Origin of the sequence: Subtercola frigoramans (genome assembly GCF_016907385.1) — a bacterium.
Taxonomy (GTDB): Bacteria; Actinomycetota; Actinomycetes; order Actinomycetales; family Microbacteriaceae; genus Subtercola; species Subtercola frigoramans.
This window is the reverse complement of the sequence record NZ_JAFBBU010000001.1, coordinates 1,344,007-1,365,204: the sequence shown is the minus strand read 5'-3', so window position 1 is coordinate 1,365,204 and position 21,198 is coordinate 1,344,007. Positions and strand designations below refer to the sequence as shown.

The window sequence follows — 21,198 nt, the reverse complement described above, 5'->3', positions numbered from 1 at the left end:
CACGACGTGGTTCAGCGTCGCCCCGTGCAGAGCGGGTGCCCCATAGTCGATGCAACCGCATGGGTCTTTGACATTGACGGCATTACCTTGCTAAATGGAAGAACGTGACTGTTCTGAAATCAAGCACCGAGGGGCTGGCACCGGTTGTACCGGGGGCCGCTCGTTCGCGAGTCCAGATGCTCGCAGCACCGCTTCTCGCCATCACTCTCACGCTCGGCTTCACGCTTGCATTCACGATCGTCGGGGCCTCGCAACCCGCGACGGCGGCGACGGCCAGCCCGACACCGAGCCCCACTCCGAGTTCGTCCTTCTCGCCAACGTCAGCATCGACTCCCTCGCCCTCAGGGGCCCCCTCGCCGACACCCTCCCCGACCCAACCGCCCATTCAGAGCCCAGCGCTGTCGTCGCCGCGATCGGGTGCGCTTCTGGGCGGCCCGACCACAATCGAAGGCACTGCAGAGCCCCGAAGCAGCATCCAGGTGAGCAGCAGCACGCAGAGTGACCCACTCTGCATCAGCACTGCCTCGACCGCCGGCAACTGGAGCTGTGCGGCCCCGACCCTTCCCAGCGGACCGAACATCACGATTCGCGTCGTGCAACTGGTTCCGGGTTACGACAACTCCAGCGATGCTGTAACGGTGAACGTGCTGAATGCGCCGACCATCGCGTCCGGCTCCGGCACATCGCAGACGACCGGGTTCGGTACCGTCAGGGGCACGGCCTACCCCGGTGCGACTGTGACCGCCTCAGCTGGCTCGTACTCCTGCTCGTACGTCGCCGATGCCCTGGGTGGGTGGTCGTGCAACCTCGGTACCGACATTCCCAGCGGAACCCTCACCGCCCGGGCGACCCAGTCCACGTCGTTCAGTGGCACAGACTCCGACCCGAGTGCCGCGCTCACCCTGCAGGTCGATTCGGATGCTCCCGCTGTGCCCGTCGTACTGACTCCGGCCGCGGGTGCAACGGTACAGGCGAACAACGCCACCTTCACCGGCACCGGGGAGGGCGGTGCACTGGTCACCGTTTTCGCCGGCCCCTTCGCCGCCTGCACGGCCACAGTCCTGAATACGAGCTGGTCGTGCACCTCGACGGGCGTGCCTGTCGGCAGCTCTGCCGTCTCTGCACTGCAGCAGGATGCAGCGGGTAATGTCGGGCCGGAGAGCGCTGGCCACAGCGTGGTCTTCGCCGCGTCGACACCGTCGGCCACCCCCGGTGACGCCCAGACGGGCACCACTCCCACAGCGACGGCCCCCGGTTCGGCGGGAACTCCGCCGTCTTCCGGATCTGCGAGTCCTGGCGGCCCTGTTCCCGGCGCCTCGACAGCACCGGGAAGCACCAACCCCTCCAACGGAGGATCAGGCTCGGGATCGGGCAGCAGCTCATCTCCGGCGCCCGCCACACCCGGTGCAGGAGTGCCGGGCCCGGGTAGCGCCGCGCCGCCGCGTGGCGATGCGCGTCAGAATTCGGGCAACTGGGCCGCTTCCACCCCGTTCAGCTCGGCCGTTTCGCCCGTCTTCTCGGCGTCTTCTCCCGTGAACTGGTGGCTTGGATTGGTGCTCGCGATTCTGCTGATCGTGTGTGTCGCGGCCCCGGCGAGGCTGGTGTTCGGAGCCATCTCGCACTCCCGGACCAGTGGCCGCCTGGACAGCGATGGAGCGTCGCGCGGTAGTGACGCATCGCCCACCGGTGATGCGCCACATGACCGCCGTGGTCGTCTTGGCCTCACCGGCCGCAATCGCCCGCGAGACGGATTCGACACGGCTCCCGATCTCACTCTGAATCCCTGGATCCTTGCTGGTGCCGCCATCGTCGCCTCGGCGGCCATCGGCATGCTTTCCGGTCCCGTCGAGAGCCAGCCGGCGTACCTCCGCCTCCTGGCCGCCATGTGTGTCGCCAGCGCTGTGGTGAACATCGTCTCGGCGGTCATACCGAACCTGCTGGCTCGCCCTCTGTTCGGTACTCGCACGAGAATCAGCGACGGGATCGCCTTTGCTCCCCGCTATCTGCTGATTGCGGCCGCGGCGAGCCTGGTGTCCCGGCTTCTGAATCTCGAACCCGCTTTTCTGTTCGGTCTGGTGGTGACCGTCAGTGCAACGGGGTCACTGGGCACCCGAATGCGAGGCCAGCGCGGTCTTCTTCACATCGGTACCCTCCTGGTTCTGGGCTCAGTGGCCTGGGCAGTGGTCAGCCTGCTCCATCCCGATGCAGCTCTGATGACAGCCACCGCCACCGCCACCGCCACCACAACTACAGGCACAGCCGCAGCCGCCGCCACGACCGCAGGTGGAGCCTTCGTCGCCGAGGTCCTCAACACCATCGTGCTTGGTTCCTTCGGCGCTGCCGCAGTCATGGTTCTGCCGTTCGGCGGCCTGAGCGGGCGATCCTTGCTCGCCTGGTCCAAGCCGGTCTGGCTGGCGACGACGCTCACCACGGTGACGGTGTTCGGTGTGCTGCTCGCGACGAATCTGGAGCACCTCGCCCACCTCCCCGCCGCCGTCGGCCTGGTGCTCACCACGATCGGCTTCGCGGCGGTGAGCGTGTCGGTGTGGGCCTGGCTGAAGTTCATAGCACCGGCCCTGAAATAGGCGGCGAACCGCCTAAGGGCCCTGGCGAGGCGACCTCAGGCCCTGGCGCCCTGAATCCTCAGCCCTGGTCAGCCAGGGCCGAGCGCGCGAACGTCGCCCTCACGTCGAATTTCTCCGGTTTCCGCCGCGGGCATCTGCAGAACACGGCGCCATTGCGTCTCCGGCAGCTGGGCGCCTTCAACTACTGGTGGCTCGCGCACGCGGTCCAGGCACGCGTCGATGCGTTCGACCGCACCGGCGACGGCGAATGGCTGCACCTGGCTGAGGCCACCTACCGCAGACTGGTCCAGCGCAATCACGGGCGCCTGTTCAACGACTACTTCGATGACATGAGCTGGCTGGCGCTGGCCTCCCTGCGACTTCATGCGGCAACGGGGACACAGGGGTACCTCGACGATGCCCAGGAGCTCTGGCGCCACATCGACGGTTGGGGGTTCAACGCCACCTTCGGTCGCAGCGTCGGGTGGAGACGGCAACAACCCGACTACAAGAACGCACCGACCAACGGCAGCTTCGCTCTGGTTTCTGCCGGCTTGTTCCGGGTCACCGGCGATTCCGCCTACGCCACAACGGCCGATGACCTCTGTGGCTGGATCGAGTCTCGCCTGGTCGACCCACGAACCGGAATCGTCTTCGACGGGCTGGGCCGCACGGGTGACCAGACCGTCGACTCCGACTGGCGGTTCTCCTACAACCAGGGCCTGTACCTCGGGCTGCTGGTGGACTCTGCGGAACGACACCACAACCCCGGGCTTCTGAAGCGCGCCGTTCTCACCGCCGTGTCGACGATCGACCTCCTTGCTCCGAGTGGCGTGTTCGCCCTCGAGACGACGAGGCCGCGCGAACGCCGCGGAGGCGACGCCGGCTTGTTCAAGGGCATCTTCTTCCGTCATCTCGCCACGCTCGTCTCCCAGCTGGATCCCGCTGACCCCGATGCCCGGATGCTCGCGGTCTTCCTTCAGCAGAACGCTGAAGATCTCTGGCAGAACCTCTCGCCGACGCTCCTCTCCGGCGACGACTGGCAGAAACCGCCGGGCCGCACCACCTATCTCTCCACCCAGTTGAGTGCGGTGATCACCCTCGAGGCTGCGGCACGTCTCGAGCAGGAAGGCTGGTGACTGCGTCGATCACCGTGCGCCTGAGGATCGCTGTGGACAGAATCCGGGAATGACCGGCCACCGGCAGCTGGATGTTCTTCGCACCTGCCAACTCGCTGCCTTCTGGCACGTTCTGGTCGAAGGTGCCGAAGATCGAGACGATACGGGAATTGACCTCGGCCTCGCCGCTGAGGAACGTGACGGTCAGGTCGGCCGGGTCGAACTCCCTGATGCTCGGTATTCGCACGAGCCTGCCCCACACCGAACCGGAGAACGGCGTGTTGACGGCAACCAGGCCAGCAACACGGTGCTGCGGGTCACCCCTCATCATCAGGTATTTGCCGATCAGACCGCCTTTACTGTGGGCGACAATCACAACGTCGCTCAGGTCTTCGTCTTCGAGGAACTGCGCAACTCCGCTCGCCGTTTCGGCAATCGGATCGGTGTTCCGCCCCAGTTCCGGCAAGAAATACACGGGATGCCCGGCGCTCTTCAGGCCCGCACCGACACCGTACAGCGCGTGCCACCTCTCGAACACACCGGGGACCAGGACGATGGGCCTGGGCCTGTCAAATCGAATGGGCCCCCCAGATCGGATCGGCCCCTCGGGTTGCTTCGGTGACTCAGTGCCGTCGACCTTTCCAACCGCTTCGAAGGTGGTCGGAGTGCGGAACAGGCCGCGAAACTCGTCGATGACGTCATAGGCGTAGTCGAGCATCCAGAAGCCCGCTTTGGCCGCACGTCTCACGCGGTGACTTCCAGCCCCGGAACCTCGCCGATGGTCAGCAGCGCACCAGCGTAGGCGTCGGCGGGATCGGTGGCGCTGAAGGCCGCGAGCTGGCTGTCGACAAGGGTCTCGACGACATAGGAATCGGGCACGAAGGGGTGGGCCCCTTCATCGGCCGGGGCATCCGCCGACGAGCTGTCGACCCTGCGGAGGCACCGGAAGGCGGAGGCGAGCAGCGCCCGGAGCTGATGTTCTGCAGGCAACCAGAGAGCGTCGTCCAGCGCCACCGAGTCCAGGGCCCACTCCGTGGTGCCGTTGAAGCCCAGAACGGTGCCCGTTGAGAATTCCTGGGCCTCTATCGTCATGTCGCTGACGGTGAAGACATCGCCTTCGAAACCCGGGCGCTCGATGACGAACCGGTCTCCCGCAGTCGGTTGCCAGCGGAGGCCGGCGACCCGCAGTGCGCGGGCAAGCTGTGGGGAGATCATCCGTCAATTATTGCCCTTTCGTAACCGTATTGACACGGGCTGTATGTTGATCTGGTGGAAGACCAACGGCGCACCCCGGGATCACAGACTTCACTTCGTGAAGCCAACCGGGCTCGAATCGTCGACGCCATCAAGAAGCACGGGGGCCTGACGCAGGTCGAACTCGCGGGTGCCACCGGGCTCTCGCCTGCCACCGTTTCAAACATCGTCAAGGAGCTCTCGGCCTCGGGTCTGCTGCACACGGCACCGAGCACACGCAGCGGCCGCCGGGCCCAGCACGTGACCCTGGCGCACTCGATCGGCTTGTTCGTGGGTGTTCACTTCTCCACCAGGCACATGCGGATCGCGCTGGCCGATGCAGCGCACACCGTCGTCGCCGAGCATCACATGCCACTGGCCAAAGACCACCGCGCCGACAACGAACTCGACAAGACCACCCTTCTGCTTTCAGACATGCTCGAATCGGTCGACGCCTCGATGCAAGAGGTGCTGGGGGTCGGCATAGCGGTGCCTGCTCCGATGGATGTCGAGACGGGAACGACTGCGCGCAGCGGAATCATGCGCGGCTGGGACGGCGTCGCCGTGGCTGAGGTGATGGAACGCCGGCTGAAGCGGCCGGTTTTCGTCGACAACGCCGCGAACCTGAGCGCCCTGGCCGAATTCCGCCTCGGTGCCGCGCGGGGTAAGCGCAATTCGGTCACGCTCGACATCGGTGACGGGATCGGGGCCGGCCTGATTCTGAACGGTGCCGTCTTCCGGGGGCACAACGGGACGGCCGGGGAGTTCGGCCACACCACAATTCTCGAGAACGGACCCCTCTGCCGTTGCGGAAACCGGGGCTGCCTCGAAGCGATCGCCGGCGGCCCGGCAATCCTCGAGAGACTGAGGGATGACCTGGGTGCGCTGAAGCTCAACGACATCGTCGTTCGGGCAATGGCGGGTGAAACACTGTCGATGCGGGCAATCTCAGACGCCGGGCGGCACATCGGCGTCGCCGCAGCGAATCTCTGCAACCTCCTCGACCCCGAACGGATCGTCGTCGGAGGCGAACTGGCCCGAGCTGGCGAGCTCCTCCTCGGGCCCCTCCGCCATGCCGTCGAGCGCTCGATCATCGTCGGGCCGGAGCTGATGCCCGAAATCGTCCAAGGCCAGCTGGGCGCCCGCGCGGCGACGCTGGGAGCGGCCGTGTTCGCCGTCGACCAGGTGTCGATCATGGCCGAAGAAAGGAGTGCTTAAGTTGTTATCTAATCCTTGTCTTCAAGACTTGACGACAAGGTTGAATAGTGCCAAGCTCGCTCCAGTCGCCAAAGAGGGCGACCAAAACGGGAGGTTCCTCAATGAAGATCGCCACCACGAGAGCGGTCATAGCCACTGCCGCGCTCCTGCTCGCAGCCGGTTCGCTCACAGCATGTTCGAACGGTTCATCCAACAGTTCAGGCGCATCGACCGCCAACGCCTCGAGCGCGAAAATCGGTCTGCTTCTTCCTGACTCTGTCACCGCTCGGTACGAAAGTGCCGACAAGCCGTACTTCGAGGCGAAGGGCAAATCACTCTGCCCCGATTGCACGGTGCTGTACTCCAACGCCGACGGCGACGCCGCGAAGCAGCAGCAACAGGCTGAATCGATGCTCACCCAGGGTGTCAGCGTGCTGGTACTCGACCCGTTCGACGGCGAAGCAGCCGCTTCGATCGTCAGCGAGGCCAAGGCCAAGAACGTGCCGGTCATCTCCTACGACCGCCTCATCAACAGCCCCGACATCTCCTTCTACATCTCGTTCGACAACGAGAAGGTCGGCGAGCTCCAGGGCCAGGCCCTGGTCGACAAGCTGAAGAAGGACGGCGTTCCCGCCGGTTCCGGCATCCTGATGGTCAACGGTTCACCGACCGACAACAACGCCACTCTGTTCAAGAAGGGCGCACACTCGATCATCGACCCGTCGGGCTACAAGGTTCTCGCCGAGTTCGACACACCCGGGTGGGACCCGGCCAAGGCCCAGGACTGGGTTGCAGGCCAGATCACGCAGTTCGGTTCACAGATCACCGGTCTCTACGCGGCCAACGACGGCACCGCAGGTGGCGCCATCGCGTCGCTGAAGGCAGCCAACGTCAGCCCGCTTCCCCCGGTGACCGGACAGGACGCCGAGCTCGCCGGCATCCAGCGCATTCTTGCCGGCGACCAGTACATGACGGTCTACAAGGCACTCAAGCCCGAAGCAGAGCAGGCTGCAACGCTCGCTGTGTCGCTGGCCAAGGGTGAGACCGTCAAGGCCACGTCGACCACCAAGACGGCAGGTGGAGCGGAGATCCCCTCGTTCCTGCTCGTTCCGGCCGCCGTCACCGTTGACAAGATCCAGAGCACCGTCGTTGCTGACGGCTTCTACACCGTCGCGCAGATCTGCACCGCAGACTACGCAGCGGCCTGTGCTGCCAACGGCATCAAGTAGGTGAACAAACCCGGTCGGGGTGTGTACATGCACCCCGACCGGGTCTACTTTTGCGTCAAGGCTCGATCGCACAACCAGCGAACAGCTTCACCGCAGTTCACTTGACAAGAGTTCACTTCATCGCAGTCCAGCTTCACCGCAGTCCAGCTTCACCGCAGTTCACTGCATTCTGTTCACCGCACTTCAAAGGAGAAATCGTGACGATGAATTCTGCCGTCGCCGAACCGCGAGGCACCACGCGAGAGCCCGTTCTCTCGCTCAAGGGAGTGTCGAAGGGATTTGGTGCCGTCCGCGCATTGACAGACATCAATCTCGACATCTACCCCGGCGAAGTCGTCGCCATCGTCGGCGACAACGGCGCGGGCAAATCCACGCTCGTCAAGATCCTCGCCGGGGTGCACCCGCAGGATTCAGGAACCATCTCGTTCGACGGAGTCGAGGTGAGCATCCAGACCCCCACCGCTTCGCGCGCACTCGGCATTGCCACGGTCTTCCAGGATCTCGCCCTCTGCGACAACCTCGACGTCGTGTCGAACCTCTTTCTCGGCCGCGAGATCACCCGCGGCCCGTCACTCGATGAAGAAGAGATGGAACAACGCGCGTGGAGCCTGCTTCGCCAGCTCTCCGCGAAGATCCCCTCGGTGCGGATCGCCGTCGCCTCTCTCTCTGGCGGGCAACGGCAGACCGTGGCCATAGCGAGATCCCTCATCGGTGAGCCCAGCGTGGTCATCCTCGACGAACCGACCGCTGCGCTCGGTGTCGCCCAGACCGCCGAAGTACTGAACCTGGTGGAACGCCTGCGTGAACGGGGGCTCGGTGTTCTGCTGATCAGCCACAACATGGCCGATGTGCAGGCCGTCGCCGACCGCGTGGTCGTGCTTCGCCTTGGACGCAACAATGGTGACTTCCATGTTGCCGACGTGAGTTACGAAGAAATCATCTCGGCGATCACGGGTGCCACAGACAACGTGGTGACCCGGCGTGCCAGTGCCCACGCAAGCGCGGCCCCAGCTTCGCCCCCCGAATCGGCATCTGCTCCCTCTGCTGCTGCCCATGCAGCCGTTGCACCGAGCGAGGGCCGCTTGACCGAGCCCCTGCCTGACAACTCAACCGGTATCGACGAGGAGATCGACTGATCATGACTACCACACCCTCTTCTTCAGAGACTCCGATTTCAACGGAGACTCCGGCCGAGCGCGCCACCGACCTGCAGGACGAACGCCTAGTTCGAACCGAGGGCATCGGCGGCGCCGTGCTCGCCTTCCGCCAGCGCGTGCGGGGCGGCGACCTCGGTTCACTCCCTGTCGTCATCGGCCTGGTCGTCATCTGCGTGATCTTCCAGGTTCTGAACCCGAACTTCCTGTCGTCGAACAACCTCGTCAACCTCACGCTCCAGTGTGCGGCAGTGGGTACGATCTCCATCGGTATCGTGCTGGTGCTGCTGCTCGGCCAGATCGACCTCTCCGTCGGTTCTGTCAGCGGGCTGGCTGCCGCCATCCTCGGCGTCGGCCTCACGCAGCTGAAGTGGCCTGTCGCCCTGGCCATCATCGTTGCGCTCATCGTCGGTGCGGCGATCGGCTACCTCTACGGATTGCTCTTCACGCGATTCGGCGTACCGAGCTTCGTGATCACCCTGGCCGGTCTTCTCGCCTTCCTCGGGCTGCAGCTGAAGGTCCTCGGCCCGAACGGCTCGATCAACCTGCCGTACGATTCGTGGATCGTGCAGTTCGCGCAGGCGACGTTCCTGCCGCCGTGGGCCGCGTACGCCCTGTCGGTCATCGCCGCCGGAGCCCTGTTCTTCTCGGACTGGAACCGGGCACGTCGTCGCAAGAAGGCAGGCCTCTCGACCGGTGCCGTCTCGGTGATGCTCATCAAGGCCGTGGCCCTGCTGATCGTGCTGCTGCTCGCCGTCGCGTACCTCGCCACCGACCGCGGACTCGGTGCCATGTTCCTGCTGTTCGTGCTGCTGGTCATCATGATGAACTACTTCCTCACCAGAACCCGTTGGGGTCGCTCGGTGTTCGCAGTCGGTGGTTCGGTGGAGGCCGCCCGTCGAGCAGGTATCAGGGTCAACCGCGTCTACATCACCGTGTTCATCCTGTGCTCGAGCTTCGCGGCCCTCGGTGGCCTCCTCGCCGCAGCACGACTGACCAGCGCCAGCCTCTCGAGCGGCGGTGGTGACACCAACCTGAACGCCATAGCGGCGGCCGTCATCGGTGGAACGAGCCTCTTCGGCGGCCGCGGTTCTGCCTGGTCAGCACTGCTGGGTATTCTCGTGATCCAGTCGATCTCCAGCGGACTCACGCTGCTGAACCTCGACTCGTCCATCCGCTACATGATCACAGGCGCGGTGCTGCTGCTGGCCGTGATCATCGACTCCCTGTCGCGTCGCTCACGCGCCAGCCACGGCCAGGCATAACCGCTCCCCGGAGCCTTCCCGGAACGGAGTCAGCGACGAGCGGGTGGTGTGCTCACTCCACCCGCTCGTCGACAATTCCCACGAATCCGGAGCCGATGCCGTCATACTCACGCCTCGAGAACCCGGCAGCCAGCACCGGCAGCTCAGCGATGTCGTGGTAATCGCAGCTCAGGTAGGTGAAGGCCGGCCACCATTTCTTGGGCCTGGCGGCCTCGGTGAAGCCGCAGACCGTGCACACCAGCTGTACCCAGACGGGCTTCTTCCCGGTGCGATTGGCGCGCGACTGCACCAGCCACGGTGGCGGCGAGGCGTCGATGGCCTCGAAGTCCGCCTCGCTCATGCGCGCGGGCAATCCGTGGCGGTGGGCCATCTCGAGCGGAATATCGAGCCTCAGTGCTGCTTCTCGGCGAGTGATCATCGCCCACAACGATAGCCCCGAATGTAGCCTTGACTGGCAGGCGCAATCTCTGGGCCTCCGGGAGGACCGCATGTCAGACCCGACCTCAGACCCGACGAAGGTCACGAACCAACCCTCGCTGACGACGTCGACCGGGCGAATCTGGCTCGTGCTCGGTGGCCTGTTCGCCGGCATCGCCGGGGTGATGCTCTTCTCGCTGCGGTCGTTCTCGCCACCAGGGCTGGCCCTGTGGGCGCTCGTCGCCGTCGTTCTGTTGTACGTGGGCATGATCATCGTGCAATTGGTCACCCAACGCGGCAGGTTCAGGCTCGGGATGCTCGCGGGCCTCATGATCGTCATGGCCGTCGTCTCCCTACTGAGCGTCGTGGTCATCGCAGCAAGCCAGGTGCCGGCAGCCCGCTAGCATTGCGCAGCCCGTCAGCATTGCGCAGGCACAATCGGGGCGCTCCCAGCCTGTCGCCAGCTTGCTCATAGCTCCTGCCGTCAGACTCGGTCCATGCGCAAAATCGCCCTTCTTGCTGCGGCAACGGCCGTCGCTCTCGCACTGGCCGGCTGCTCGTCGTCGACCGCATCATCCAGTTCTTCCGGGACGTGCACGCTCACCGCCCCCGGCCCGAATTCGGCGGCGGTCACGGTCTCCGGTGCGCTCGACGCCCTCCCCACCACCGCCTTCACCACACCGCTCTCGACCACCAGCACGGAGCGCACGGTTGCAACAGTCGGAACCGGTGAGAAGGTCACTGACGGATCAGTAGCCACCGTGGACTTCACGCTCTACAACGGGGTCACCGGCGCTCAACTCTTCACGACGACCGACGCCGAGGTCGGGCCCCAGTCGGTCACCGTCGATGCAGCGAAGTTCCTCCCCGGGCTGGTCAAGGCCGTCTCCTGTGCCACCGTCGGCTCGCGCATCGTCGCGGTCGTTCCCCCGGCCGATGCCTGGGGTGCAAATGGCAACTCCACGCTGGGCGTTGCAGCGGCAGACACGGTGGTCTTCGTGATCGACGTGAAGTCCGTGGCGGCCGCATCGACCTCCACCCCGTCGCCGAGCTCCACACTCGATCCCAACATGCCGACCAAGGCGACCGGGGCGGCCCAGCCTGCACCAGAGGGATTCCCCACGGTGACCCTCGCCGATGACGGCACACCCACGGTGACGATTCCCACAACGCCCGCCCCGACGGCCCTCCAGATCGCCCTGCTCAAGAAGGGTGACGGCGAAACGGTCGCCGACGGTGACAGCGTCACCGTGCAGTACCAGGGAGTGATCTGGTCCACCGGCAAAGTCTTCGACCAGAGCTGGGGAAGCGGCCCGACCTCGTTCGCGACGGGGCAGGTCATCAAGGGATTCGCCGCAGCGCTCGTCGGCAACACGGTCGGCTCCCAGGTCATCGTCGTCATTCCGCCCGACCAGGGTTACGGAACTGCGGGCAACAGCACCGCGGGCATCAGCGGCACAGACGACCTCGTCTTCGTGGTCGACATCCTGGCAACGACCCACGCCTGAGGAGCCCACACAGTCGGTCTTCAGAACGAGAGTGACGGCTCGTCGTCGACAGACAGTGTGAGCACGGCCTGTTCGAAGAGTTCGTTCTGCTCGATGAGACGTTCGAGATCCCGGATGCGCGGGGCGATTCGTTCTTCGGAATCGTTGCCGACGAGATCGACAGCAGCGACAAGCAGCAGTCGCCCCGGCCCGACGAATTCCAGATGGAGGTACGTCACCCGGGCGATTTCCGGTCGCGCCAGCAGGAACTCGCCCGATCGGGCGACCAGTCGCTCTGGCGGGGTGAAACCGACCAGGTAACGCCTGTTCTGGTTGATCAGCCCGATGGCGACCACAGCGAGCAGAATGCCGATCAGGATCGATCCGATCGCGTCGAACGCCGGGTCGCCCGTCACCTGGTGGGCGAAGATTCCGCAGAATGCAATGAAGAGACCGAGGAGCGCCGCAGAATCCTCAGCGATCACCGCACGAAGCGTCGGATCGGAGCCACGAAGCACATAGTCGATGGGCTCGCGGCCGTAGCTGCTGGCCGTGCGCCGAGCCTTGAGCACCGACATCAGCAGCGAACCGCCCTCGAGTACGCCTGAGAGGCCCAACACCACATAGGCGATACCGAAATCCGTGACCGGGTCCGGGTCGAACAGCGACTGGACCCCGTGCATCACGGAGATCACCGCTCCCACCGTGAACACTCCGACAGCGGCGAGGAGCGACCAGACATAGGCCTCGCGGCCGAAGCCGAGTGGATGCCCGGCATCCTTGTTTTTCACCGAGCGCCGATCTGCAATGAGCAGGAAGATCTCGTTGCCCCCATCGGCCCAGGAGTGAGCAGCCTCGGCGACCAGGGACGCGGATCCGATGAGAAGGGCTGCAGCCGACTTGGCGAGCGCCACCAGGATGTTCGCGGCGAAGGCGATGACAACGATCATCCGGGCTCCCCCACCTCTTCAGATGCCCACGACTGTAGAGCTTCTCCTGCGCGCCCCAGCCTGCACGCCCCAGCCTACGGCGCCTCGCGCATCCGGTTGCCCTCTGGTACTCACACAGTGCTGTGGTGGCCCCGTGGTCGACCCCGTGCCGTCTGAGGCAGAGAATGGAGGAGTACGCAACGCTTCTCGAGAGGAAATCTGCTGTGGCTGCTCACTACGACGTCGTCATTCTTGGTGCTGGGCCCGGCGGGTACGTCGCGGCCGTTCGAGCTTCGCAACTGGGGCTGAAAGTGGCTGTCGTCGAACAGAAGTACTGGGGTGGGGTGTGCCTGAACGTGGGGTGCGTGCCGGCCAAGACCCTGTTGCGCAACGCCGAATTGGCCCACATCTTCACCAAAGAGGCCGATACCTTCGGAATCAGGGGCGACGTCACCTTCGACTACGGCGTCGCCTACGACCGCAGCCGCAAGGTCGCTGACGGCCGCGCCAAGGGCGTGCACTACCTGATGAAGAAGAACGGAGTCACCGAATACGACGGACGCGGTTCCTTCGCAGACGCGCGCACGCTCGACGTTGCCCTGACAAAGGGCGGGAGCGAACGGCTGACCTTCGACAACGCCATCATCGCTACAGGGTCCACCGTGCGGCTCCTGCCCGGAGTCGAACTCAGCGACAACGTCGTCACCTACGAGAGCCTGATTCTCGACCGCGAGCTGCCGAAGTCACTCGCCATCGTCGGCGGCGGCGCCATCGGCGTCGAGTTCGCCTACGTGATGGCGAACTATGGCGTCGACGTCACCGTCATCGAGTTCCTGCCCCGCGCCCTCCCCAACGAAGACGTCGACGTCTCCAAGGAGGTCGAGCGCAACTTCAAGAAGCTCGGAGTGCCAATCCTCACCTCGACCAGAGTCGAGAGCGTCGTCGACAACGGACTGGTGAACGGCAGCCCATCGGTCACCGTCAGCTATACCGACAAGAACGGAGTCGCCGGCTCGGTAGACGCAGAACGCGTTCTCATGTCGATCGGTTTCGCGGCCAACGTGACCGGATACGGGCTCGAGAACACCGGGGCCGAACTCACCGACCGGGGCGCCATCGCCGTCGACGACTTCATGCACACGAGCGTCGCGGGCATCTACGCCATCGGGGATGTGACAGCCAAGCTGCAACTCGCGCACGTCGCCGAGGCACAGGGCGTCGTCGCTGCCGAGACGATCGCCGGGGCCGAGACGATGTCACTCGGCGACTACCGCATGATGCCGCGGGCCACCTTCTGCCAGCCCCAGGTGGCGAGCTTCGGCCTCACGGAGCAGCAGGCTCGCGACGAGGGCTACGACGTACGCGTCGCGACGTTCCCGATGACGGCGAACGCCAAGGCCCACGCGCTTGGTGAGCCGAGCGGTTTTGTGAAGCTGGTCTCCGACGCGAAGTACGGCGAGTTGCTCGGCGGCCACCTCGTCGGGCACGATGTCTCCGAGCTTCTGCCCGAGCTGACGCTTGCGCAGAAGTGGGACCTGACGGCCTACGAACTGGCCCGCAACGTGCACACGCACCCGACCCTCAGCGAATCGATGCAAGATGCCTTCCACGGTCTGATCGGGCACATGATCAACATGTAGCTGTCAGGGTCGCTTCCTGCGCGCTGTCCACAGCAGATACCCGCTCAGGATGCTCGCCAGACCGACCCCGGCACCCATCAGTGGCCGTTCCCAGGCCTGCCAGCGTTGCCGATCGGTCGCGGCGAATTCGCCGACTCCCCTGATCAGGGCCGCAGCGATCACCCCGGCGACCAGTCTGTTGCCGATCACTTCGGCCCTGCCCACCAGTGGTTCGAGTTCCTTCGCACGCAGGTGCACCTCGAAGCCCGTGGTGTCGACGACGTCGAGCAGCGAGCGCAGACGGTCGGGCAGCTCGGCCCCGAGCTCCGCGACGCTCAGTCCCGCTTTACCCAGGTTCTTCACCACGGCCTTCAATGAGTACTTCTCTGCGAGGAGTTTCTGCGTGTACGGGCGCAGCGCCTCGCTGAGGGTGAATGCCGGGTCGAGCGTGACACCCATTCCCTCGACCATCACGAGCATCTTGACCAGCAGCGCGATCTCCTGCCGCAACTGCAGGTGGTTGTTCCGCAGAACCGCGACGAGTTCCGAGACAAGCGGGCCGATGTGCAGTTCACTGAGCGACAGATTGTGGTACTTGGCGAGAAAGCGCGTCAGATCGCCTTTCAATCGCACTCGGTCGACGTTCTCCTGACTGACGGAGAGGTTGACGACGGCGGTCGAGATCCTGCCGGCGTCGTTTCTGCCGAAGGCGAGCAGCAATGCCACAAGCCTGTCGCGAAGATCATCGTCGATCTCTCCGACCATGCCGAAGTCGATCAGGCCGATGGTGCCGTCGGGTTCGACGAACATGTTGCCAGGGTGCGGGTCGGCGTGAAAGAACCCGTCCTCGAGGATCATCTGGGCCACGGCGTCGACCGCCCGGTTGGCGAGCGCCCTCCTGTCGATCCCCGCCGCGTCGAGGGCTGCGACATCGTCGATGCGGATGCCCGTGACCCTCTCGATCGTGAGAACCCGCGACGTGGTCGTCTCCCAGCGGATCGCCGGAATGTGGATGCCCGGATTGCTGGCGAAGTTCTCGGCGAACCGTTCCGCGTTGTGGCCCTCGTGAAGGTAGTCGAGCTCGAATCGCAGCGACGTCGAGAACTCGTCGGTGATTCCCACGATGTTGAAGTCCGAGGCAGCGCTCCAGTGTCGGGAGGCCTGGACGGCAAGATTCTGCATGATCTCCAGGTCTTCGTTGACCTGGGCCACGATACCGGGTCTCCTGACCTTCACCACGAGAGCCATGCCGTCTTTCATCGTGGCGGCGTGCGCCTGGCCGATCGAGGCACTCGCCAGCGGTCGCGAAGTGAACGACGCGAAGACCTTCTCAGCAGGGTCGCCGAGTTCCTGTTCGATGGCATCACGGACCTCTTTCTCGGGCACGGGCCGCGCGCTGTCTTGAAGCTTCTGGAGCTCGGCGACATACGCCGGTGGCAGCAGGTCTGACCGGGTCGAGAGCAACTGGCCGAGTTTGACGAACGTCGGCCCCAGTTCCTCGAATGCCAGGCGAAGCTGCTGCGGACCCGTGTTCACATCGGTGCGACCCCCGGCGTGGGTGACCAGATTGGCCAGCTCGAACCTGTCCAGCCCGCTGGCCCCGAGAATGAACCCGAACCCGTGGCGGGCCAGAACTGCGGCGATCTGCCGGTAACGCTCGATGTGCGATGCAATTGCCACAGACCGGTGTCCTCCATCGTTGTCGAATTCACCCCTCCGTACGGGGGCTGCCACTTTCACAGTATCGGGCTGGAGGGCTGCTGCAGTAGATTGGGTTCTCAGCCTCCCGCGGTAGACCCCAGACCCTGGTTTCCAGACGAGTTCGACGAATCGAGCCCGAATGCCAACCAGTACTCGCATCGATGTGAACATCGCCGACCGTTCGCTTCGTCATCGCGGCGCCCCCGGACCAGGGGCCGGCACCGGTCTCGACACTGGCGCTCAAGCTGGCACTGGCACTGGCACTGGCACTGGCACTCACGGTGGCATGGCTACCCGTCTGGGTCCGAATGAGAGCCCGACGAGTTCGGTGCAGGGCCGACACTGGGCCTTCGGTGAGGTGTCGGTCAGTGACCTCGAGCTGGCCCCCGGCCGCGTCAACCCGTCGCTCCTCGACGCCACCTCGCGCATCCGCTCCCGCCTGAGCGTGATCTTCCTGCGAGCGGGCGACTTCACTGTGGAGTACGCGGAACGGCAGCTGCGGTTCATCGATGGGTCGGCAGCGTATCTGGCCGAACCGACGCATGTCGAAGCCTGGTCGGCTGTGACGAGCCACGTCACGATCGTGTCGCTGCCCCGGCAGATGCTGCAGTTTCGACCTGATTCTCGAAGTCGCGGTTCTCACGCTCCCGATTTTCACACTCACACTGCTCCTGCGCCGACGTTCCCGGCGCACGACTTCGGGGCGTTTGCGTACTCGGCGACGGTCAAGTCTCCGACCCTGTCGTTCGTGGTCGCTCTGATGGACGTCGTCAACGAGCACTCCATTCCTGCGGAACCCACGGCAACCGTGCTCACCCAGCTGGTCGGCGGGCTCTTCGAAGACGACGAGCGATCTGACACACCGGCGCGGGTCTCCGACCTGGGATTGCGCGCCCATGCCGAATCACTGATCGCTCTGGGTTCCGCCCGGCCGAGCTTCAACTCACGTTCCGTTGCCAGCCAGCTCGCTCTCACGCTCGCCCAGCTCGAAGCAGGTTTTCGGCGCACCGGAGCGAGAACATCCCCCGCCGACGCGATTCGCGATCGCCGCGCCATGATGGCGATGCTGGGCATGCAGTCCCCGGGCGATTCACCGATGACCCCGGAATCAGCGGCCCTGCACGCGGGATTCTCCAACGTTCGCGATCTGCAGCGCGCGATCAAGACTGCGTACGGCACCACCGTGAAGGAGATTCTGCTGGGCCAGGTGCCCGGCGAAGAGTAATCTTCCAGTCAGAGGTGTCGCCATGAGTCCACTCAGCGCCGAACGAGGCAGTACCGAATCAACTCGCGCAGCCGTGATCGTCGTCGGGGTGTTCCCCGGGCAACCTGACACGATCATCCACCAGGCCGCAGCCTTCGCCAACCGCTTCGCCGCAGCATTGGTCTGTGTGCACGTGGAGGTCGACCGCTACATCGTGCAGAGAAACGCCGACGGCACGGTGTATTCGGCGACAACCGACCCCGATCTCGCCGAAGACCGGGCGCCCGAGTTCCCTGCACGACTGCGCGCCCACCTCGCCTCCCTGCTCGACCCCACCGAGGTTCGCTGGCGCACGATGGTCTCTGCGGGTGACCCGGCCGATGCGCTCAGCCACATCGCAGAGGCGGTGGACGCTGTGGCTATCGTCGTCGGAACACACCGCCCCACCGCCCGCTCCTCCATCTCAGAGTTCTTCAACGGTTCGGTGGCGATCCACCTCGCTCACCGGCAGCGCCGCCCGATCATCGTGATTCCGACCGGGGACGGTGGCCAGGCGACGTTGAACGACCTCACGAGTGACTTTCGACCCTAGCGCCGCCGTCACATCCAGCGGAGTATGAAGTCATGCCGACCCAGGAACCATCCCCCCAGCTGTCCCCTCCCGAAGTCGGGGAGCCAGCGCATCGACCTCTCTTCGTCGTCGGCGTCGACGGCTCGCCCTCTTCGGTGAAGGCGCTGCGACACGCCGTGACCCTCGGTCAATTCCAGAACGCCCTGGTTCGAGCGGTGACCGTCTGGTCGTACCCGAACTCGTACACCCCCCTCCCGACCACCTGGTCGCCCGAAGACGACGCCCGAGAGATCCTCGCTGAGGTCACAGCGTCGGTGTTCGGCGATTCTGTACCGGAATGGTTCGAGCAGAAGACCCACGAAGGCACACCCGCTCGAGTGCTCATCGACGAGAGCGCGAACGCCGACATGATCGTCGTCGGCAGCAGGGGCCACGGCGGGTTCGCAGGGCTGTTGCTCGGTTCGGTGAGTTCGCAGTGCGCCGAGCATGCCGGATGCCCCGTGCTCGTCGTCCACGGAACCGACACGGTCTGACGACGAATGTGACCGTCACCCTGCGTGAAGCCGCTGGGCGTTCATCCGCCGAGATATGTGCAGAGGTCAGCGGGAGTGGGAGTGCCGAGTCGGGGCTCTCGTCAACCGAGGCCGCAACTCGGCTGCGGATGATCGGGCCCAATGCTGTGCGAACCCACAAGGCTCGTGCGTGGCCCCTGTTGTGGCAGCAGCTCCGGAGCCCCATTCTCATCCTGCTGTTCGTCACCGCAGCTGTGTCGCTGTTCCTCGGGGACGCGGCGAACTCCATCATCATCGGTGTGATTCTCGTCGTCAGCGTCGGGCTCGGGTTCGTCAACGAGTTCCGGGCACAGCTCACAGCCGACTCGCTGCACGACAAGGTCAGGCACACAGTCATCACTGTGCGAGACGGGCATGCACGACAGACCGACGTGGTCGACCTGGTTCCGGGTGATGTGGTGCGTGTCTCGGTCGGCACCGTCGTGCCTGCCGACATGCGACTGCTCACCAGCAAGGACCTCCTCTCCGACGAGAGCATCCTGACCGGCGAATCGCTGCCCGTAGCGAAAGACCCGGCGCCGGTTTCCGGCGACAGGGGAATCGAAGACCTTACATCGTGCCTGTTGATGGGAACGATCATCCAATCGGGCAGTGGCACGGGCGTCGTGATCGCGACCGGCGGAAACGCTGAATTCGGCAAGATCGCGCTCGGGCTCGGCACCCGTGCGCCCGTGACCGAATTCCAGAAGGGCCTCAGCCGGTTCTCTGTGCTGTTGCTTCAGGTCGCGATCGTGCTCACGACGTTCATCTTCATCGCCAACGTTCTGCTGCAGCGCCCGATCATCGAATCGCTGCTCTTCTCCCTGGCGATCGCCGTTGGCATCACGCCCCAGCTTCTGCCGGCTGTGGTGAGTACGAGCCTCGCCACGGGCTCGCGCATGCTCATCCGCAGGAAAGTACTGGTCAAGCGCCTCGTGTGCATCGAAGACCTGGGAGACATGGATCTGCTCGTGACCGACAAGACGGGCACACTGACCGAAGGCACGATCAGCTTCATCGAGGCGCTCAGCGTCGATGAGACCATCACATCGAAGGAACTGGTCGAGCTCGGCCTGTTGTCCACGGAGGTGGTGGGGCCCACGTTCGCCAACCACACAGGGGTCGGCGGCGAAGCACTGCTCACGGATCCGAACCTCATCGACGTCGTAGGGCTGAACTCGCTCGACGCGGCCCTGTGGCTTGCACCGGATGCCCGGGGCAGCGTGACAGGTGCGTTCACCCGCCTCGACCTCCTGCCCTTCGATCACGAGCGCCGAATGGTCAGTGCGCTCGTCGTGGGGCCCGCTGGCACACCCGGTGGCACACCCGGTGGCACAACGCGGATCGTGTCGAAGGGTTCGCCCGAAGACGTTCTGCGGCACTGCACGAAGGTGCCTGCCGGAGCGCAGGCCCTACTCGATGCCCAGTACAGCCAGGGGGCACGGGTCATCGCCGTTGCACAGAGGGATGCTCCCGGACTCGCGAGTGTCGATGCCGACGACGAGCACGACCTCACGCTGTCGGGCTTTCTCACGTTTCGTGACAAACCCAAAGCGGATGCCCGAGCTTCGCTCGAGCGGTTGGCGATGCTCGGAATCCAGGTGAAGATCGCGACCGGTGACAACGCGATCGTGGCCGAGAAGGTGTGCGCCGATCTCGGGCTCATCACCACCTACAGAAATTCAGGCAACAGAAATTCAGGCGACAACACTGCGGGCATCACCAGTGCGAGTACCACCACGGCAGGCACCATCACTGCGGGCACCACCACTGCAGGCACCACGCTTCTCGGTGAAGACATCGACGCCCTCAGCGATGCAGAGCTCGGCGAAGCCGCCCTGAAGGCGACCATCTTCGCCCGCGTCTCACCCGAACAGAAGGCCCGCATCATCGCCCAGCTCCGGCACCGCGGGCGTTCGGTCGCGTTCCTCGGCGATGGGGTCAACGATGCCCTGGCGCTTCACCAGGCTGATGTCGGCATCTCAGTCGAGACCGCCGCAGACGTCGCAAAGGATGCCGCCGACGTACTTCTGCTCGACAAGGACCTCGGGGTCCTCGCCGACGGGGTGATGGAGGGGCGACGGATCTTCGCGAACACGATCAAGTACGTCCTCATGGGCACCTCGAGCAATTTCGGCAACATGTTCAGCGCAGCAACCGCCTCTGTCGTTCTCCCCTTCCTGCCGATGCTGCCCGGCCAGATCCTGCTCAACAACCTGCTCTACGATTCGGGCCAGCTGGCCATCCCCACCGACCACGTCGACACGGAGCAGCTGCTTTCTCCTTCGCACTGGAACATCGCGTACATCCGGCGCTTCATGCTGCTGTTCGGGCCGATCAGTTCGCTGTTCGACTTCGCGACCTTCGCCCTCATGCTTTTCGTCTTCAATGCCTCCGAAGGCGAATTCCGTGCCGGGTGGTTCATCGAATCGATTGCGACGCAGACGCTGATCATTTTCGCGATCCGCACGCGCAGGGTCCCGTTCCTGCGGAGCCGACCCTCCGTCGCCCTGGTAGCCGCTTCGCTCGGCGTTGTCGCGCTGGGCGTCTGGCTACCGTTCTCCCCGTTCGCAGAGTTCCTCGGATTCGACACCCTGCCCGCCCCGTTCTTTCTCGCACTGCTCGGGATGATCGTCATCTACCTGTTCTTCGTCGAACTGGCCAAGCTCTGGTTCTTCTCCCGGGCCGCCCAGCAGTCGCCAGAGAGGGCATTGCGAGCACCGCGCCAACACGCCCACCCGTCCAGGATCTCCCGCCGCGCGGCACGCTTCACCTCGCGATCGCCCCGGTACTCCTCGAGAAAGCACGATATGATGACTTTATAAAGTCACACATTTACAACGCCGGACCCAGATCTTTCACACCCAGACCCGTAACACGCAGACCCGTAACACGCAGACCCATTCGAACCCAGACTCGTAACACCCAGACCTATTCAAACCCAGACCCCGTTTGAGGA

18 protein-coding genes are annotated in these 21,198 nt (G+C 64.7%); 13 read left to right on the top strand and 5 right to left on the bottom strand.

Annotated features, from left to right (window positions below):
• Positions 1-104 precede the first annotated feature (104 nt).
• Positions 105-2,585: an Ig-like domain-containing protein gene (locus JOE66_RS06500; protein WP_205107831.1), complete on the top strand. Its 2,481-nt coding sequence runs from the start codon at positions 105-107 to the stop codon at positions 2,583-2,585.
• A complete protein-coding gene (locus JOE66_RS06495; RefSeq protein WP_205107828.1) occupies positions 2,546-3,703 on the top strand; it encodes a glycoside hydrolase family 76 protein in 1,158 nt (385 codons plus the stop codon). The genes JOE66_RS06500 and JOE66_RS06495 overlap by 40 nt, the downstream gene beginning before the upstream one ends.
• Here JOE66_RS06495 and JOE66_RS06490 read toward each other — a convergent pair.
• Positions 3,660-4,430, bottom strand: a complete 771-nt coding sequence (locus JOE66_RS06490) for an esterase/lipase family protein (RefSeq protein WP_205107826.1) — start codon at positions 4,428-4,430, stop codon at positions 3,660-3,662. The genes JOE66_RS06495 and JOE66_RS06490 overlap by 44 nt on opposite strands.
• Positions 4,427-4,897 carry a pilus assembly protein CpaE gene (locus JOE66_RS06485; protein ID WP_205107824.1) on the bottom strand — a complete coding sequence of 157 codons (471 nt, stop codon included), beginning with the start codon at positions 4,895-4,897 and terminating at the stop codon, positions 4,427-4,429. Before JOE66_RS06485 ends, JOE66_RS06490 begins: the two co-directional genes overlap by 4 nt.
• A gap of 54 nt (positions 4,898-4,951) precedes the next feature.
• On the opposite strand from JOE66_RS06485, the gene JOE66_RS06480 reads away from it, so the two are divergent.
• The 4 genes from JOE66_RS06480 to JOE66_RS06465 all read left to right on the top strand — a co-directional run bounded on the left by JOE66_RS06480 (position 4,952) and on the right by JOE66_RS06465 (position 9,760).
• On the top strand, positions 4,952-6,133 hold the full coding sequence (locus JOE66_RS06480) for an ROK family transcriptional regulator (RefSeq protein ID WP_205107822.1): 1,182 nt from the start codon (positions 4,952-4,954) through the stop codon (positions 6,131-6,133).
• Positions 6,134-6,234: 101 nt separating this feature from the next.
• Complete coding sequence (locus JOE66_RS06475; protein ID WP_205107820.1) at positions 6,235-7,341, top strand: ABC transporter substrate-binding protein; 1,107 nt, start codon at positions 6,235-6,237, stop codon at positions 7,339-7,341.
• A 203-nt stretch (positions 7,342-7,544) separates the two neighbouring features.
• Positions 7,545-8,477: an ATP-binding cassette domain-containing protein gene (locus tag JOE66_RS06470; protein WP_205111677.1), complete on the top strand. Its 933-nt coding sequence runs from the start codon at positions 7,545-7,547 to the stop codon at positions 8,475-8,477.
• Positions 8,478-8,479: 2 nt separating this feature from the next.
• Positions 8,480-9,760 carry a sugar ABC transporter permease gene (locus JOE66_RS06465; RefSeq protein WP_205107818.1) on the top strand — a complete coding sequence of 427 codons (1,281 nt, stop codon included), beginning with the start codon at positions 8,480-8,482 and terminating at the stop codon, positions 9,758-9,760.
• Between the two features lie 52 nt (positions 9,761-9,812).
• Here JOE66_RS06465 and JOE66_RS06460 read toward each other — a convergent pair whose 3' ends face one another.
• Positions 9,813-10,178 (bottom strand): hypothetical protein, encoded by a 366-nt coding sequence (locus JOE66_RS06460; protein WP_205107816.1) that lies wholly within the window; start codon positions 10,176-10,178, stop codon positions 9,813-9,815.
• A 70-nt stretch (positions 10,179-10,248) separates the two neighbouring features.
• Here JOE66_RS06460 and JOE66_RS06455 point away from each other — a divergent pair, with 70 nt between their 5' ends.
• Entirely contained in the window at positions 10,249-10,581 is a 333-nt protein-coding gene (locus tag JOE66_RS06455; protein WP_205107813.1) for a hypothetical protein, read from the top strand.
• A 93-nt stretch (positions 10,582-10,674) separates the two neighbouring features.
• The gene (locus tag JOE66_RS06450) at positions 10,675-11,685 is read left to right on the top strand and encodes an FKBP-type peptidyl-prolyl cis-trans isomerase (protein WP_205107811.1); all 1,011 of its coding nucleotides are present in this window, start codon (positions 10,675-10,677) and stop codon (positions 11,683-11,685) included.
• A gap of 20 nt (positions 11,686-11,705) precedes the next feature.
• Here the strand turns inward: JOE66_RS06450 and JOE66_RS06445 are convergent, their stop codons facing one another.
• Entirely contained in the window at positions 11,706-12,614 is a 909-nt protein-coding gene (locus tag JOE66_RS06445; RefSeq protein WP_205107809.1) for a cation diffusion facilitator family transporter, read from the bottom strand.
• Between the two features lie 203 nt (positions 12,615-12,817).
• On the opposite strand from JOE66_RS06445, the gene lpdA reads away from it, so the two are divergent.
• Positions 12,818-14,233, top strand: a complete 1,416-nt coding sequence (gene lpdA / locus JOE66_RS06440; RefSeq protein WP_307827082.1) for a dihydrolipoyl dehydrogenase — start codon at positions 12,818-12,820, stop codon at positions 14,231-14,233.
• A gap of 3 nt (positions 14,234-14,236) precedes the next feature.
• On the opposite strand, the gene JOE66_RS06435 is transcribed toward lpdA, so the two are convergent.
• Positions 14,237-15,892: an ABC1 kinase family protein gene (locus JOE66_RS06435; protein WP_307827081.1), complete on the bottom strand. Its 1,656-nt coding sequence runs from the start codon at positions 15,890-15,892 to the stop codon at positions 14,237-14,239.
• Positions 15,893-16,052: 160 nt separating this feature from the next.
• Between JOE66_RS06435 and JOE66_RS06430 the strand changes: the two genes are divergently transcribed.
• From JOE66_RS06430 to JOE66_RS17185, 4 genes are read left to right on the top strand one after another with little or no spacing between them, the layout of a single operon-like run.
• On the top strand, positions 16,053-17,138 hold the full coding sequence (locus JOE66_RS06430; RefSeq protein ID WP_205107805.1) for a helix-turn-helix domain-containing protein: 1,086 nt from the start codon (positions 16,053-16,055) through the stop codon (positions 17,136-17,138).
• A 22-nt stretch (positions 17,139-17,160) separates the two neighbouring features.
• Positions 17,161-17,709, top strand: coding sequence for a universal stress protein (locus tag JOE66_RS06425; RefSeq protein ID WP_205107803.1), 549 nt, complete (start codon positions 17,161-17,163; stop codon positions 17,707-17,709).
• 32 nt (positions 17,710-17,741) lie between these two features.
• Entirely contained in the window at positions 17,742-18,221 is a 480-nt protein-coding gene (locus JOE66_RS06420; RefSeq protein ID WP_205107802.1) for a universal stress protein, read from the top strand.
• Positions 18,182-21,064 (top strand): cation-translocating P-type ATPase, encoded by a 2,883-nt coding sequence (locus JOE66_RS17185; protein ID WP_239518246.1) that lies wholly within the window; start codon positions 18,182-18,184, stop codon positions 21,062-21,064. The genes JOE66_RS06420 and JOE66_RS17185 overlap by 40 nt, the downstream gene beginning before the upstream one ends.
• Positions 21,065-21,198: the final 134 nt, after the last annotated feature.

What these genes read in the sequence shown, in the direction of transcription:
- JOE66_RS06485 (WP_205107824.1), bottom strand. Translation starts at nt 4,897, where the DNA reads ATGATCTCCCCACAGCTTGCCCGCGCACTGCGGGTCGCCGGCCTCCGC.
- JOE66_RS06475 (WP_205107820.1), top strand. Translation starts at nt 6,235, where the DNA reads ATGAAGATCGCCACCACGAGAGCGGTCATAGCCACTGCCGCGCTCCTG.
- JOE66_RS06470 (WP_205111677.1), top strand. Translation starts at nt 7,545, where the DNA reads ATGAATTCTGCCGTCGCCGAACCGCGAGGCACCACGCGAGAGCCCGTT.
- JOE66_RS06465 (WP_205107818.1), top strand. Translation starts at nt 8,480, where the DNA reads ATGACTACCACACCCTCTTCTTCAGAGACTCCGATTTCAACGGAGACT.
- JOE66_RS06460 (WP_205107816.1), bottom strand. Translation starts at nt 10,178, where the DNA reads ATGATCACTCGCCGAGAAGCAGCACTGAGGCTCGATATTCCGCTCGAG.
- JOE66_RS06455 (WP_205107813.1), top strand. Translation starts at nt 10,249, where the DNA reads ATGTCAGACCCGACCTCAGACCCGACGAAGGTCACGAACCAACCCTCG.
- JOE66_RS06450 (WP_205107811.1), top strand. Translation starts at nt 10,675, where the DNA reads ATGCGCAAAATCGCCCTTCTTGCTGCGGCAACGGCCGTCGCTCTCGCA.
- JOE66_RS06445 (WP_205107809.1), bottom strand. Translation starts at nt 12,614, where the DNA reads ATGATCGTTGTCATCGCCTTCGCCGCGAACATCCTGGTGGCGCTCGCC.
- JOE66_RS06430 (WP_205107805.1), top strand. Translation starts at nt 16,053, where the DNA reads ATGCCAACCAGTACTCGCATCGATGTGAACATCGCCGACCGTTCGCTT.
- JOE66_RS06425 (WP_205107803.1), top strand. Translation starts at nt 17,161, where the DNA reads ATGAGTCCACTCAGCGCCGAACGAGGCAGTACCGAATCAACTCGCGCA.
- JOE66_RS06420 (WP_205107802.1), top strand. Translation starts at nt 17,742, where the DNA reads ATGCCGACCCAGGAACCATCCCCCCAGCTGTCCCCTCCCGAAGTCGGG.
- JOE66_RS17185 (WP_239518246.1), top strand. Translation starts at nt 18,182, where the DNA reads ATGCCCCGTGCTCGTCGTCCACGGAACCGACACGGTCTGACGACGAAT.